A 15,060-nucleotide genomic window follows, 5' to 3' on the forward strand; every position below is an offset into this window, starting at 1 on the left:
GGTTGCCAGCAGGACGGGCCGCGCCGCCGCGGCCCGTCCGCGCGGTCACGGCTGTACCACCGTGATCGTGGTCGGGTTGCTGCGGCCCACCCCACGCAGCTGCGGCCGGTACATGTCCTCCACCAGCGGCGGCGGCACCGAGTAGGTTCCCGGCGTCACCGCGCGTACCAGGTAGAACACGTTGGCCTTGCTGCCACGCGAGAGCTTCAGCGCGGCCACATAGCGGTCATCGCGGAACTCCTCGTGCTTGGTGTCGGCGGCCCCACCACGGTCGCTGATGGTGATGCCATCGACCACCACGTCGGCCCACTGCTTGGCGTCGCCCAGGTTGAAGTTCTCGATTTCCAGGCCCGCCGGCAGCAGGTCGGTCAGCAGCGCATCGGGCATCGTGGTGTCGGCAGTCACCGTGACGCGCACGATCAGCGCTTCGCCTTCCTTCAGCGGCCGCGGCGACCACGGCTTGCCATCGGTGCCGTAGTAGCTGCGCTCGACGCCAAGCACGCTGTTGTCCGGTGCGGGTGCGCTGCGCGGAATGCCGGCCACATCGATGCTGGCGAACATCGGCGGCTGGCCCTGCGGGGTGAAGCGCACGCCGCTGGCCAGTTCGCTGGCGCTGAAGTTGCGGCCGAACAGCTTGCGCTCGCCGATGGCTTCGGTGTTGCCACCGATCACCAGCTCACCGGCCACCAGCGCCTTCTGGTTGGCGGCGAGCGCCTTGCCGAGACGTGCAATCGCCACCTGTTCCTGCGTGCTCAGCCACATCCAGCCGGCGTTGCGGCGCGCATCCAGGCCACGGCCAAGATCGACCGCACGCGCATCCCAGGCCGGCTTGGCCAGCTTGTTTTCATGGGTCAGCGCGATCATCAGCGCGTCATCGCGGATGGCACTGCCGTAGTCGCCGAAGTACGACGGGCGCTCGCTGCTGGACTTGGCGAAGGCCGCCGCCAGCGCGGCCTGGCCACGCTTGGCATCACCCTGCAGCGACAGCGCCACGCCCAGGTGGACCAGCGACAGGCCGCCGACCGCCTTGCTGCGCTCGTTGTCGTACAGCGTGCGCAGGGTACCCAGCGGCGCACGGTTGACCCGGGCCAGCACGTAGCCCGAATACGCCTGGTTGGCGAACTTCAGCTTCTCTCGGTCGTCCTGGCCATAGAACTGGTTGCCACCGGACAGCATATCCTCGCTGAGCCGGTTGAGCGCCTTCTGCAGCACGTTGTCGGGCACCGCGAAACCGGCATCCTTGGCGTCGAGCAGGAACTCGGTGATGTACGGGGTCAGCCACGGGTTCACGTAGCCGTCGTCACCCCACATCGAGAAGTTGCCATTGGCCACCTGCATCGACGCCAGGCGACCGAACGCACCCTCCATGCGCTCGCGGCGGGTCTTGGCATCCAGCCCGTCGGCGCCGAGCATCGACGAGGTGGCCTGGTCCAGGATCAGCGCGGCATAGCCCTTGCTGGTGGTCTGCTCGGCACAGCCATACGGGTAGTTCAGCGCGCCCTGCAGCGCGCTGGCGAACGGGATCGGCGGCAGCGGGCTGACCAGCAGGCGCGCATTCACCGATTCGGCCATCAGGCCATCGGTCAGGCTGTTGTCGAGGCTGACCGCGGCCAGCGGATCCAGCGTACGCACCTGCGAACGCAGCACCTGCGGCCAGGCCGCACGCACCGGCAGGTCGTAGCGGCGATCGGCCTTGAAGCCGTTGCCGTCCACCCGCACCCGCACCTTGGCCACGCTGTGGCCCTCGCGTGCCGACAACGGGAAGCTCAGCGTGGTCTTGGCATCGGCATTCAACTGCACGCTGCGGCTGCCCTCGCCCAGGTTCAGCGGACCTTCGGTATCCACCTTCACGTTGAACTGGCCCGGCTTGCCGGTGAAGTTCTGCACATCCAGGGTCACGGTGCTGCGGTCACCCGGGGCGAGCACCCGCGGCATGCTGGCCTCGGCCAGGATCGGCGCGCGCACCACGGTCTCCACGTCGCGCTTGCCGTACTGGTCATCGCTGTAGACCAGTGCCGACACGCGCAGGGTGCCGTTGAAGTCCGGCACCTTCAGGCGGATGCGGGCATTGCCCTTGGCATCCAGCTGCACCGGGCCGGAGAACAGGTCCACGGTCTGTACGCGCGCGGTCGGACGCTTGGCCTGCGGCAGCGCCTGCAAGGCCATGTCGCCGCCGAACTTGAGCTTGCCACTGCCGCCGTCGAAGCTCTCGATCACCCGGCTGTAGATGTCATAGGCGTCGATGCCGAGACGGCGCTGGGCAAAGAAATGCGCGCCGGCGTCGGGCACCGGGAAGCGGGTGATGTTGAGGATGCCCACGTCCACCGCCGAGACGGTGACGTGCGCCATCTTGCCGGCCAGCTGCGGCGCGCTGACCGTCACCGGCAGGTCCTGCTCCGGGCGCATCTGCTTGGGCGCGACCAGGCCGACGGCCACGGTGCGGCCCTTGCGGTCCATCGGCACGTGCACCACGCCCACGGCACGGGCCGGGGTGATCTTGCTCGGCGCACTGCCGCCACGGAACACCAGCGCGGTGATGTAGACGTCGTGCCGCTCCCAGTCGGCGGTGACCGGGATCTTGAAGGTCGAACCCGGCTTGGCGTCGATGTCCTGCACGTACAGCATGCGGTCGGTCTCGACCATCAGGATGCCCTTGCCGGCGTGCGGCGGGGTCACCGTCACTTCCAGGGTGTCCCCGGCCTTATAGCCGGTCTTGTCCAGGCCCAGCTTGATCTTGTCCGGGCGCGCGTCCAGGCCACGGTTGTCATCGCCCCAGCTCCAGCCGGCGCGGAACGGGTAGCGGCTGGTCAGGCCGGTGGACGGATCGAACACGTCCACCCGGTACTCGCCCCACTCCACCGGGAAATCGAAGGCGACCGCACTGCTGCCGGCATCGACGGTACGGGTTTCCTTGTTCTCGAAACGGCGGGTGAAATCGTAATCCCAGCGGTTGTCGTTGAAGGTCCAGTGGTAGTCGCGCAGTTCCCGCACCAGGGTGATCTTCAGGCCCTTGGCTGGCTGCGGTGTGCCGGCGGCATCCACGCGCATCAGTTCGAAGCGTGCGTTGCCGTTGGAATCAGCACCATCGTCGGGGTTGAACAGCGGGCGCACGCCGACCAGCGCGTTGGCCGGCCACATCACCCGCTTCAGGGTACGGGTGACCGTGCGCCCTCCTGTTTCATACAGGCTGCCGGACAGCACCACGGCGATCGGTGCCTTGGCCTTGGCCGCCTCTTCCGGCAGCGCCACATCCTCACGCAGCTGGCCGTTGGCCGGCAGCGTGGTATCGATCACGTCCTTGGCCTCGCGCGGCAGCTGCAGGGTCGGGTCACCGAAGAAATAGCCCGGCAGGCCCTCCACCGGCTGCTGTTCGGCGGCCACCGCCATGCGCGCGGTAAAGCGGTTGCCGTCGGCCGGCGCACCGTACAGATAGGCGCCGTTGGCCTGCAGGCGCAGGTCCTCGCCCGGCTTCAGCGTCTTCTGCGCGCTGTCCAGGTCCAGCTTCATGCGCTCGGGCAGGAACTCCTCGATGCGCAGGGTCATGCCCTGGATCGCTTCCTTGCTGGCCGGGTCGGTGCGGAACTCGACCTGCCAGCGCCCGGTCGGCGCCTCGGCCGGGATGACCTGCTCGAAACTGATGTAGCCCTGCTCGCCCGGCTGCAGGCGGGTCTCGCGGAAGGTCTTGCCGTCGGGCTGCTTCAGGCGCAGGAACACCGGCTGCGCCTTGACCGGCTTGCCGTCGTTGTCGCGCAACAGCGCGGACAGGCGCACGGTCTCGCCCGGGCGGTACAGGTCGCGGCCGGACCAGGCGTAGACGTCGAACCAGGCGTTGTCACGACCGGCCACGGCGAACTCACTCAGGTCCAGCGCCGGCTGGTTGAACGGCAGAAAGCTGGTGTCCTTGCCGCTGCTGGCGACCAGCACGTGGGTGGCATCCAGGGTGTAGTTCAGCAGCGCATTGCCATTGCCGTCGGTGCTGCCCTTCAGCACCACCTCGCCCTTGGCGTCGAGCACGCGCAGGTCGATGCCCTTCAGCGGCGCGCCGTCCTTCAGGCCGGCGGTGTGCACGAACAGCTTGTCCTTGTAGGCACGGGTATGCAGGCCGATGTCGCTGACCGAGAAGAACGCGGTATCGAACTCGCCTTCGTAGTCACCGGTGCGCTTGAGCAGGGCGAAGTACAGGCCCGGCTCCTGCAGTTCCTTGATGTCCTGGGTCGGCAGGTAGGTCAGCACCCGCTCGTTCTTCTTGCCGCCCAGGATGAAGCGGTTGACGTAGACCGGCTCGGCCAGCTTGTTGATCGGGCTGCGCTCGTAGTCGCTGCTCAGCTCCCAGCTGCCGCGGCGACCGCCGCGCTGGTACTGGCTGAAGAAGGTCGGCAGGTCCTTCTCGCGCACGCGCAGGAACTCGACGTCGACCTCCGGCACGTTCACCGAAACCACCGGCAGGCCACGGCTATCCTTGGCCGGCAGCACGCTGCCCTGCGAGGCGAAGCCGACCACCGGCTTCAGCTCGCCGCTGAACACCTTCTGCTTCAGTTCCTTGCCCAGCCGGCTGCCGTCGGCGGCCAGCAGGTCCGGCGACACCACCAGGCTGAACTCCTTGCCGGCCTCGACGAACGGGTAGCGCAGGGTCAGGCCGTCATCGGACAGGGTCCAGCTGCTGTCGTCGGTGCCGACCTTCTCCTCGAAGCGCACCAGCGTGTCGAAATCCTGGGTGCCGACCAGGGGGCGCGAGAACTCCAGCGCCAGCGACAGGCCGTCATTCTTCTGGTCCGGGTAGGCGCGCAGCAGGGTGAACTCCTTCACCTGCTCGGCCTTGGTGGTGATGGCCTCGCCACTGGCCTTGGGCAGCTGCCCGCTGTCATTGCGACAGCCGGCCAGGCCCAGCAACAGGCCTCCTGCCAGTACGGCCGCCGCCCATCCCCACCGCTTCCGCCGTGCCGGACCGCTCATGTCGTCACTCCTTGATCGAGGCGGCCATTATAGGCAGGCCACGTCAAGGTGTTGACGCGAATTCGGCAATCGCCCCGGTGCGGGAAGTGCCGGCGCCGGCCGGCAACCGGCATGGCAGGTTGGATGGAATTGCCGGCCAGCGGCCGGCACTACCGATCGCCCTACCCCGGCAGGTACAGGTCCACGTAGTCGGGCACCGGCATTGCCGCCAGGGCCACCGGGTCCAGCGATGCGGCCAGGATGCGCTGTTGCTGGACGGTCGGGAAGCGATGGGCCAGGTGACGGCGGAACTTGTCCATCAGCAGCGGGATTCCCTCCTGGCGGCGACGCGCGTGGCCGAGCGGGTATTCCACCAGCACCTCCGGCAATGCGGTGCCATCGATGAAGCGCACTGTCAGGCCGTTGGCGATGCTGCGCTTGCCCGGGTCCAGGTAATCGGCGCTGAGCTGCGGGTCCTCATGGCAGGCCATCTTTGCGCGCAGCGCGTCGATGCGCGGGTCGGCCGCGACGTCATCCTCGTAGTCCTCGGCCACAAGCCGCCCGTGCAGCAGTGCGATGGCGACCATGTACTGCACGCAGTGGTCGCGGTCGGCCGGATTATGCAGCGGTCCCTGCTTGTCGATGATGCGGATGCAGGCTTCCTGGGTCCGGATGGCGATATGCGCGATGTCCTCGACCCGTCGCCCCATCGCGCGCAGCTGCTGGTGCAGCGTGATCGCCGCCTCCACCGCCGTCTGGCCGTGGAACTCGGCCGGGTAGCTGATCTTGAACAGCACGTTCTCCATCACATAGCTGCCCAGCGGTCGCCCCAGCGTCAGGGCCCTGCCGTGCATCGATACCGCTTCAAAGCCCCAGGTCGGCGCACTCAGCACGCTGGGGTAACCCATCTCGCCGCTGGCCGCCATCAGCGCCAGTCGCACGCCACGACTGGTCGCGTCGCCGGCCGCCCAGCTCTTGCGCGAGCCGGTGTTGGGCGCATGCCGGTAGGTGCGCAGCGCCTGGCCATCCACCCAGGCCAGCGACAGTGCATTGAGCATGTGTTCGCGGTCGAGCCCAAGCAACTGCGCGACCACCGCGGTGGTGGCGACCTTGACCAGCACCACGTGGTCCAGCCCGACGCGGTTGAAGGAATTCTGCAGGGCCAGCACGCCCTGGATCTCGTGCGCCTTGATCATCGCCAACAGCACGTCGTGCACCGTGGGCACCGGGCGGCGCAGGGCCTGCGCGTTGCGCCCCAGCCAGTCGCAGACGGCGAGGATGCCGCCCAGGTTGTCCGAGGGGTGACCCCATTCCGCGGCCAGCCAGGTGTCGTTGAAATCCAGCCAGCGCACCATCGCGCCAAGGTTGAAAGCCGCCTGCACGGGGTCCAGCACGTAGTGCGTACCCGGCACGCGCGCACCGTTGACCACGCTGATGCCCGGCACCAGGGGGCCGAGCAGCTTGCTGCAGGCCGGGAAGGACAGTGCTTCCAGGCCGCAGCCGAGCGTGTCGAGCAGGCAGTGGTGCGCGGTCTGGAACGCCAGCGGCGAGTCGATGCGCGCGTCGCGTACGTAATCGACGATGTCCACCAGCAGCGCATCCCACGCTGCACGCTCGTTGGATCGGGTGTGGCTGTCGGACATCGTGGGCCTCCTCGTGGGAGTGCACGGTTGCCCGTGCACCATGCCAACCCCGGTTGGCGGTTACCCGAGCATCACTCGGCCGGCACCCGCACCTTGCCCTCCATCAGCACGCGGGCGCTGCGGCTCATGATGGCCTTGGTCACTGTCCACTGGCCGTCAACGAGACCGGCTTGCGCACCCACGCGCAACGTACCGGAGGGATGGCCGAAGGTCACCGCTTCGCGTTCGCCACCACCGGCCGCGCGATTGACCAGCGTGCCCGGGATCGCCGCTGCGGTACCGATTGCAACCGCGGCAGTGCCCATCATCGCGTGGTGCAGCTTGCCCATCGACAGCGCCCGCGCGTGCAGGTCGATGGCCGAGGCCGGGATGGCCTTGCCACTGGACGACACGTAGTCCTGTGCCGGCGCCACGAAGGCCACCTTCGGCGTGTGCTGGCGGGTCGCGGCGTCTTCCAGTTTCGGGATCAGGCCCATGCGCAGCGCGCCGTAAGCACGAATGGCCTCGAATTTCTGCAGCGCCGCCTTGTCTTCGTTGATTGCAGGCTGCAGCTCGGTGCCGGTGTAGCCCAGGTCGGCTGCATTGAGGAAGATGGTCGGGATGCCGGCGGTGATCATGGTCACCTCGAAACGACCCACGCCCGGCACGTCCAGGGTGTCGACCAGGTTGCCGGTCGGGAACATGGCACCCGCATCGCCGTCATCGGACGGATCGATGAACTCCAGCTGGATCTCAGCGGCCGGGAAGGTCACGCCATCCAGCTCGAAATCGCCGATCTCCTGGACTTCGCCGTCGCGCATCGGCACGTGGGCGATGATGGTCTTGCCGATGTTGGCCTGCCAGATGCGCACGGTACACAGGCCATCACGCGGCACGCGGGCCGGATCGATCAGCCCGTTGGCGATCGCGAACGGCCCCACTGCCGTGCTGAGGTTGCCGCAGTTGCCGCTCCAGTCGACGAAGGCGGTGTCGATCGAGACCTGGCCGTACAGGTAGTCGACGTCGTGGTCCGGCATAGAGGCGGTGGAGATGATCACGCACTTGCTGGTGCTGGACGTTGCACCGCCCATGCCGTCGGTCTGCTTGCCATATGGGTCGGGCGAGCCGATCACGCGCATCAGCATCGCATCCCGTGCGGCGCCCGGCACCTGCGCGGCCTCGGGCAGGTCCTGCAGGCGGAAGAACACGCCCTTGCTGGTGCCACCGCGCATGTAGGTGGCGGGAATACGGAGTTGCGGGAGGAAGGTCATCGTCGAATCCACGCGTTTGAATTTCAGGAAATGTCTTGCGTCAGCGCGTCAAGACCACGATCAACGCACCACACACGCATGATGTCCACACGGTCCGGTCGATCGAGGTAATAAACGAGGTAGCGTTCGAAGCCCGGAACCAGCATGAAGCGCAACGGCACCGGCAGCTGTGCTGCGAGGTCGGCGTGCCGGGTGGAACCCGAGCCAGGAAACACCGCGATGCGCTGAAGCGTGGCTTCCAACTCGGCGAGCAAGCGCCGACCCAGTACCAGCCCACCCTGCCGTGCGAACCACAGCGCGGCATCGGCTGCGTCGGCTTCGGCCTTGGGCCGCCATTCAATCGCCTTCACGCTCCATCCTTTCGGTCAGTTCGCGACGCATGCGCTCGAATGTGTCGGCCGTCACCGGGACGCCAGGCCCAGAAGCCAGCCCCTCGGCTATCAACTGCTTGAGCAGCTCTTCCGCCTTGCTGCGCTGGCGCTGGCGGATCAGGTCACGCACGTAGTCCGACGTACTGGAGTAGCCGCCTTCGCGCACTTCCTCGTCCACGAACTGCTTGAGCGGGTCGGTCAGCGAAATGTTCATGGTGGCCATGAGACTCTCCATTGGCAGTTTTTGCCAAGTCAGTGTGCGCCCTGCCCGGGTGTCGGACAAGCCCGCCCCCGGCCTCCGGGGGCAGGCATTCAGGCCGGTATCACGCCACCTTGGCGCCTTCCAGGAAGTCCTGGGCGAAGCGCTGCAGCACGCCACCGGCTTCGTAGATCGCCACTTCCTCGTCGCTGTCCAGGCGGCAGGTGACCGGCACGATCACGTCCTGGCCGTCGCGGCGGTGGATGACCAGGGTCAGGTCGGCGCGCGGGGTGCGCTCGCCGATCACGTCGAAGGTCTCGGTACCGTCGATGCCCAGGGTCAGGCGGGTAGTGCCCGGCTTGAACTCCAGCGGCAGCACGCCCATGCCGATCAGGTTGGTGCGGTGGATGCGTTCGAAGCCTTCGGCCACGATCGCTTCCACACCGGCCAGGCGCACGCCCTTGGCGGCCCAGTCACGCGAGCTGCCCTGGCCGTAGTCGGCACCGGCGATGATGATCAGCGGCTGCTTGCGGTCCATGTAGGTCTCGATCGCTTCCCACATGCGCATCACCTTGCCTTCCGGCTCCACCCGCGCCAGCGAGCCCTGTTTCACGCTGCCGTCGTCGTTGCGCACCATCTCGTTGAACAGCTTCGGGTTGGCGAAGGTGGCGCGCTGCGCGGTCAGGTGGTCGCCACGGTGGGTCGCGTAGGAATTGAAGTCCTCTTCCGGCAGGCCCATTTTCGCCAGGTATTCACCGGCCGCGCTGGATGCCAGGATCGCGTTGGACGGCGACAGGTGGTCGGTGGTGATGTTGTCCGGCAGCACTGCCAGCGCGCGCATGCCCGACAGCGTGCGCTCCCCGGCCAGCGCGCCTTCCCAGTACGGCGGGCGGCGGATGTAGGTGCTCTGCGGGCGCCAGTCGTACAGCGGGCTGACCGCCGCACCATGCTCCACGCGTACGTTGAACATCGGGTTGTAGACGCGGCGGAACTGCTCCGGCTTCACCGCGGCCTTCACCACCGCGTCGATCTCGGCATCGCTCGGCCAGATGTCCTTCAGCCGCACCTCATTGCCGTCGGCGTCCACGCCCAGCACGTCCTTCTCGATGTCGAAACGCACGGTGCCGGCGATGGCATAGGCGATCACCAGCGGCGGCGACGCCAGGAAGGCCTGCTTCGCATACGGGTGGATGCGGCCGTCGAAATTACGGTTGCCCGACAGCACGGCCGTGGAATACAGGTCACGGTCGATGATCTCCTGCTGGATCGCCGGATCCAGCGCGCCACTCATGCCGTTGCAGGTGGTGCAGGCGAACGCCACGATGCCGAAGCCGAGCTTCTCCAGGTCGGGCAACAGGCCGGCTTCTTCCAGGTACAGCTGCACCGCCTTCGAGCCCGGCGCCAGCGACGACTTCACCCACGGCTTGCGCAGCAGGCCACGTTCGTTGGCCTTGCGCGCCAGCAGGCCGGCGGCGATCACGTTGCGCGGGTTGGAGGTGTTGGTGCAGCTGGTGATGGCGGCGATGATCACCGCGCCATCCGGCATCAGGCCCTGGGCCTGCTCGGCCTTGCCCGCTGCCAGCTTGGCTTCGTCGGCGATGCCGCGCTCGGCCAGCTCGGCAGTGGCCACGCGCTTGTGCGGATTCGAGGGGCCGGCCATGTTGCGCACCACGCTGGACAGGTCGAAGCGCAGCACGCGCTCGTACTGCGCGGTGGCCAGCGCGTCGGCCCACAGGCCGGTGGTGCGCGCGTAATTCTCGACCAGCGCCACCTGCGATTCCTCGCGGCCGGTCAAGCGCAGGTAGTCGATAGTCTGCCCGTCGATGTAGAACATCGCGGCGGTCGCGCCGTATTCGGGGCACATGTTGGAGATGGTGGCGCGGTCACCGATGGTCAGTGCCGCCGCTCCCTTGCCGAAGAATTCAAGGTACGCGCCGACCACGCGCTCCTTGCGCAGGAATTCGGTCAGCGCCAGCACCACGTCGGTGGCGGTGATGCCCGGCTGCGGCCTGCCCGTCAGCTCGACGCCGACGATATCCGGCAGGCGCATCCACGACGCGCGGCCGAGCATCACGTTCTCCGCTTCCAGGCCGCCAACACCGATCGCGATCACGCCCAGCGCGTCCACGTGCGGGGTGTGGCTGTCGGTGCCCACGCAGGTATCCGGGAAGGCCACGCCGTCCTGCACGTAGATCACCGGCGACATCTTCTCCAGGTTGATCTGGTGCATGATGCCGTTGCCCGGCGGAATCACGTCCACGTTCTGGAACGCCTGCTTGGTCCAGTCGATGAAGTGGAAACGGTCTTCGTTGCGGCGATCCTCGATGGCGCGGTTCTTCTCGAACGCCTGCGGATCGTAGCCACCGCACTCCACCGCCAGCGAGTGATCGACGATCAACTGCACCGGCACCACCGGATTGACCTTGGCCGGGTCGCCGCCCTTGTCGGCGATCGCATCACGCAGGCCGGCCAGGTCCACCAGCGCGGTCTGGCCGAGGATGTCGTGGCACACCACGCGTGCCGGGAACCACGGGAAGTCGAGGTCGCGACGGCGCTCGATCAGCTGCTTCAGCGAATCGCCGAGCGTGGCCGGATCGCAGCGGCGCACCAGGTTCTCGGCCAGCACGCGCGAGGTGTACGGCAGGGTGGCGTAGGCGCCGGGCTGGATCGCATCGACCGCGGCGCGCGCGTCGAAATAATCCAGCGCGCTGCCGGGGAGGTTCTTGCGGTAATCGGTATTCATGGGCTGGCGGAGTACTTGGGGCGGGCCGGGTGCCGGCGGAGCGGCGGCGAGAGCATCCGGCCGGCACGCGGCCGGCCGGATGGGGACAGCAGGAGGATCAGACGCGCTTGTCGATGGCGACGAAGTCGCGGTCTTCCGGGCCGATGTAGTTGGCGCTCGGGCGGATGATCTTGCCGTCGATGCGCTGCTCGATGATGTGCGCGCTCCAGCCGGCGGTGCGCGCGATCACGAACAGCGGGGTGAACATCGCGGTCGGCACGCCCATCATGTGGTAGCTGACCGCACTGAACCAGTCCAGGTTCGGGAACATCTTCTTGATGTCCCACATCACCGATTCCAGGCGCTCGGCGATGTCGTACATCTTCATGCTCGACTGTTCCTCGGACAGCTCGCGGGCCACGTCCTTGATCACCTTATTGCGCGGATCGGAGACGGTATAGACCGGGTGGCCGAAACCGATCACCACTTCCTTGCGCTCGACGCGCGCCTTGATGTCTTCCTCGGCCTCATCCGGGTTGTCGTAGCGCTTCTGCACTTCGAACGCCACTTCGTTGGCGCCGCCATGCTTCGGGCCACGCAGCGCCCCGATGCCACCGCAGATCGCGCTGTACATGTCGCTGCCGGTACCGGCGATGACACGGCAGGTGAACGTCGAGGCGTTGAACTCGTGCTCGGCGTACAGGATCAGCGAGGTGTGCATCGCCTTCACCCACGAATCCTGCGGCTTTTCGCCATGCAGCAGGTGCAGGAAGTGGCCGCCGATCGAATCATCGTCGGTTTCCACGTCGATGGCGCGGCCGTTGTGGCTCCAGTGGTACCAGTACAGCAGCATCGAACCGAGGCAGGCCATCAGCTTGTCGGCGATGTCACGCGCGCCCGGGTGGTTGTGGTCGTCCTTCTCCGGTGCCACGCAGCCGAGCACGGACACGCCGGTGCGCATCACGTCCATCGGATGCGCCGACGGCGGCAGCTCTTCCAGCGCGGCCTTCACCGCGGCGGGGATGCCACGCAGCGACTTCAGCTTGGCCTTGTACGAAACCAGCTCGGCGCGGGTCGGCAGCTTGCCGTGCACCAGCAGGTAGGCGATTTCCTCGAACTCGCTGGTGTTGGCCAGGTCCAGGATGTCATAGCCGCGGTAGTGCAGGTCGTTGCCGCTGCGGCCCACGCTGCACAGCGCGGTGTTGCCGGCCGCGGTGCCGGACAGGGCGACGGACTTCTTCGGCTTGAAGGTCGGGGTTGCGGTCGTATCGTTCATGTTTCCCTCCGAAACTTGATGGTGCAGGGTACTGCTTATTTCTTGGCGGCGAACAGCGCATCGAGCTGCTGCTCGAAGGCGTGGTAGCCGATGCGGTCGTACAGCTCTTCGCGGGTCTGCATGGTCTCCACCACGTTGCGCTGGTGGCCATCGCGGCGCACTGCCTGGTAGACGTTCTCGGCCGCCTTGTTGGCCGCGCGGAACGCCGACAGCGGGAACAGCTGGATGGCGACGCCGGCCGAGGCCAGTTCATCGCGGCTGAACAGCGGGGTGGCACCGAATTCGGTGATGTTGGCCAGCACCGGCACCTTCACCGCGTCCACGAAGCGGCGGTAGGTGTCCAGATCGTAGGCGGCCTCGGCGAAGATGCCGTCGGCACCGGCCTCGACGCAGGCGATGGCGCGCTCGATCGCCTTGTCCACGCCGTCCACCTGGATGGCATCGGTACGCGCGATCAGGAAGAAGTCCGGATCGGTCTTGGCATCGGCAGCGGCCTTCACACGGTCGACCATTTCACCCTGCGAGACGATCTCCTTGCCCGGACGGTGACCGCAACGCTTGGCACCGACCTGGTCCTCGATGTGGCAGGCGGCCGCACCGGCCTTGATCAGCGACTTCACGGTGCGCGCGATGTTGAACGCGCTCGGGCCAAAGCCGGTATCGATGTCGACCATCAACGGCAGGTCGCAGACATCGGTGATGCGGCGCACGTCCACCAGCACGTCTTCCAGCGTATTGATGCCCAGGTCCGGCAGGCCCAGCGAGCCTGCCGCAACCCCGCCACCGGACAGGTAGATGGCGCGGAAGCCGGCGCGCTTGGCCAGCAGGGCATGGTTGGCGTTGATGGCGCCGATCACCTGCAGCGGCGATTCGGCAGCCAGCGCCTCACGGAAGCGTGCACCGGCGGAGAAAGGGGCGGAAGCGGTCATGCGGCAATCCAGGTTGAAGTCCAGAAACGAAGGCGCAAGCACCGTGCCAAGCTGCAAGCTGTTGATTTCACGGGCGTGACCGGTCGACCAAAGTGAAACATATGAAACATTGAAACGGATGTATCATGAAACATTCCGACCGATGGCTGCCGTCGTGTACCTGCCCCGCTCGCCCCTGCGCCACGCCGATGCCGACCCCGGCCGCCCGGTCATCTGGACCGTCAGCGTTTCGCGCCTGACCGGCCTGCTCGGCGACGTCATTCCCGAGTTCGACCGTCGCGCGCGCATCGAGCAGATCAACCTCGGCTTCGAGGAAGCGGTGGCCGTGATCGGCCAACGCCTGCGCCGGGAACACTGCGACGTGGTCATCGCCGGCGGCTCCAATGCGGCGTGGCTGCGTGACCGGCTGGAGCTGCCGCTGGTGCCGATCCAGGCCAACGGCTTCGACCTGATGGAAGCGCTGGCGCGCGCGCGACGGATCGCCAGCCGCATCGGCCTGGTCACCCACGCCAGCGACGTACCGGTGTTCAGCAACTTCCAGCAGAGTTTTGGCCTGGAGATCGAGCACCGTCGCTTCGTCACCCGCGAGGACGCACGCGATTGCATTGCCGACCTGCGTGCCAACGGCATCGAAGTGATCGTCGGCACCGGCATGGCCATCGACCATGCCGAGCAGGCCGGCCTGCCCGGCGTGCTGCTGTACTCGGCCGATTCGGTACGGCAGGCGTTCGAACACGCCCTCGAACTGACCCAGGCCCTGGCCCGCTCCACGGGCAGCCGGCCGCCCCTGCGCCGTCGCCCGGCAGTGCGCAGCGACGCGCATGAACTGCTCGGCGACAGCGACGCGATGGCACAGGTGCGTGCGCAGATCGCGCTCTACGCGCCGCATGACAGCACCGTGCTGGTCAGCGGCGAAACCGGCACCGGCAAGGAACTGGTGGCGCGCCAGCTGCATGCGGCCAGTGGCCGTCGTGGACGCTTCGTGGCGCTGAACTGCGGCGCGATCAGTGAGTCGCTGCTGGAAGCCGAACTGTTCGGCTACAGCGACGGCGCCTTCACCGGCGCGCGTCGCGGCGGCCGCGTCGGCCTGGTCGAAGCGGCCGACGGCGGCACCCTGTTCCTGGATGAAATCGGCGAGCTGCCGCTACCGCTGCAGACCCGCCTGCTGCGGGTGCTGGAGGAACGGGAGGTGCTGCGCGTCGGTGCCACCGAACCGACCCCGGTCGACCTGCGCGTGGTGGCCGCCACCCTGCAGTCGCTGGAGCAGCGCGCGGCGACCGGCAGCTTCCGTCGCGACCTGTACTACCGGCTGGCCGCGCTGCGCATCACCCTGCCCGCGCTGCGCGCGCGACGTGGTGACATCCCGTTGCTGGCACAGCACTTCTTCCGCCAGCTGCGTGGCATCGACGCGCCGTTGGATGAGGAGGCACTGGCGGTACTGAGCGCGGCCGAGTGGCCGGGAAACGTGCGCGAACTGCGCAATCTGGTCGATCGGCTGCGCATCCACTGGCAGCCCGGTGAAGGGCTGATCGATGCGGCGCGGCTGCTGCAGCTGGCACCCGAGCTGGTGCATGAAGGTGTCGCGACGTTGCCGCTGGAAAGCAACGGCAAGCGGCCACCGCGTGCGCAGCTGGAAGCACTGCTGCGGGAACACCGGCATGATCGTGAGGGCATGGCGCAGGCGCTGGGGGTATCCCGCACCACGCTGTGGCGCTGGTTGCGCGCTGAAGGCCTGTAA

Annotated in this window: 9 protein-coding genes; 1 reads left to right on the forward strand and 8 read right to left on the reverse strand. The window is 67.3% G+C overall.

Annotation, left to right across the window (positions count from 1 at the left end; genetic code table 11):
* Nucleotides 1-45 precede the first annotated feature (45 nt).
* The 8 genes from AC5P9I_RS02810 to prpB all read right to left on the reverse strand — a co-directional run bounded on the left by AC5P9I_RS02810 (nucleotide 46) and on the right by prpB (nucleotide 13,322).
* The gene (locus AC5P9I_RS02810; protein WP_049468792.1) at nucleotides 46-4,953 is read right to left on the reverse strand and encodes an alpha-2-macroglobulin family protein; all 4,908 of its coding nucleotides are present in this window, start codon (nucleotides 4,951-4,953) and stop codon (nucleotides 46-48) included.
* A gap of 161 nt (nucleotides 4,954-5,114) precedes the next feature.
* Complete coding sequence (locus tag AC5P9I_RS02815) at nucleotides 5,115-6,575, reverse strand: bifunctional 2-methylcitrate dehydratase/aconitate hydratase (RefSeq protein ID WP_049468790.1); 1,461 nt, start codon at nucleotides 6,573-6,575, stop codon at nucleotides 5,115-5,117.
* Nucleotides 6,576-6,646: 71 nt separating this feature from the next.
* A complete protein-coding gene (gene prpF, locus AC5P9I_RS02820; protein ID WP_130767848.1) occupies nucleotides 6,647-7,825 on the reverse strand; it encodes a 2-methylaconitate cis-trans isomerase PrpF in 1,179 nt (392 codons plus the stop codon).
* A gap of 23 nt (nucleotides 7,826-7,848) precedes the next feature.
* The gene (locus AC5P9I_RS02825; protein WP_130767847.1) at nucleotides 7,849-8,175 is read right to left on the reverse strand and encodes a type II toxin-antitoxin system RelE/ParE family toxin; all 327 of its coding nucleotides are present in this window, start codon (nucleotides 8,173-8,175) and stop codon (nucleotides 7,849-7,851) included.
* Nucleotides 8,162-8,419, reverse strand: coding sequence for a type II toxin-antitoxin system ParD family antitoxin (locus tag AC5P9I_RS02830; RefSeq protein WP_019338677.1), 258 nt, complete (start codon nucleotides 8,417-8,419; stop codon nucleotides 8,162-8,164). Before AC5P9I_RS02830 ends, AC5P9I_RS02825 begins: the two co-directional genes overlap by 14 nt.
* 100 nt (nucleotides 8,420-8,519) lie before the next feature.
* Nucleotides 8,520-11,138, reverse strand: coding sequence for a Fe/S-dependent 2-methylisocitrate dehydratase AcnD (gene acnD / locus AC5P9I_RS02835; protein WP_049468787.1), 2,619 nt, complete (start codon nucleotides 11,136-11,138; stop codon nucleotides 8,520-8,522).
* Between the two features lie 97 nt (nucleotides 11,139-11,235).
* A complete protein-coding gene (gene prpC / locus AC5P9I_RS02840; protein ID WP_005418357.1) occupies nucleotides 11,236-12,393 on the reverse strand; it encodes a bifunctional 2-methylcitrate synthase/citrate synthase in 1,158 nt (385 codons plus the stop codon).
* Between the two features lie 35 nt (nucleotides 12,394-12,428).
* Nucleotides 12,429-13,322 carry a methylisocitrate lyase gene (gene prpB / locus AC5P9I_RS02845; protein ID WP_005418360.1) on the reverse strand — a complete coding sequence of 298 codons (894 nt, stop codon included), beginning with the start codon at nucleotides 13,320-13,322 and terminating at the stop codon, nucleotides 12,429-12,431.
* A 142-nt stretch (nucleotides 13,323-13,464) separates the two neighbouring features.
* Here prpB and prpR point away from each other — a divergent pair, with 142 nt between their 5' ends.
* Nucleotides 13,465-15,060 (forward strand): propionate catabolism operon regulatory protein PrpR, encoded by a 1,596-nt coding sequence (prpR, locus tag AC5P9I_RS02850; RefSeq protein WP_495223775.1) that lies wholly within the window; start codon nucleotides 13,465-13,467, stop codon nucleotides 15,058-15,060.

It is taken from the genome of Stenotrophomonas sp. YJH_SMC_29, from assembly GCF_059371235.1.

Bases quoted from the DNA above. Each gene is read 5' to 3' on its own strand.
- AC5P9I_RS02810 (WP_049468792.1), bottom strand. From the start codon at position 4,953: ATGAGCGGTCCGGCACGGCGGAAGCGGTGGGGATGGGCGGCGGCCGTA.
- AC5P9I_RS02815 (WP_049468790.1), bottom strand. From the start codon at position 6,575: ATGTCCGACAGCCACACCCGATCCAACGAGCGTGCAGCGTGGGATGCG.
- prpF (WP_130767848.1), bottom strand. From the start codon at position 7,825: ATGACCTTCCTCCCGCAACTCCGTATTCCCGCCACCTACATGCGCGGT.
- AC5P9I_RS02830 (WP_019338677.1), bottom strand. From the start codon at position 8,419: ATGGCCACCATGAACATTTCGCTGACCGACCCGCTCAAGCAGTTCGTG.
- acnD (WP_049468787.1), bottom strand. From the start codon at position 11,138: ATGAATACCGATTACCGCAAGAACCTCCCCGGCAGCGCGCTGGATTAT.
- prpC (WP_005418357.1), bottom strand. From the start codon at position 12,393: ATGAACGATACGACCGCAACCCCGACCTTCAAGCCGAAGAAGTCCGTC.
- prpB (WP_005418360.1), bottom strand. From the start codon at position 13,322: ATGACCGCTTCCGCCCCTTTCTCCGCCGGTGCACGCTTCCGTGAGGCG.
- prpR (WP_495223775.1), top strand. From the start codon at position 13,465: ATGGCTGCCGTCGTGTACCTGCCCCGCTCGCCCCTGCGCCACGCCGAT.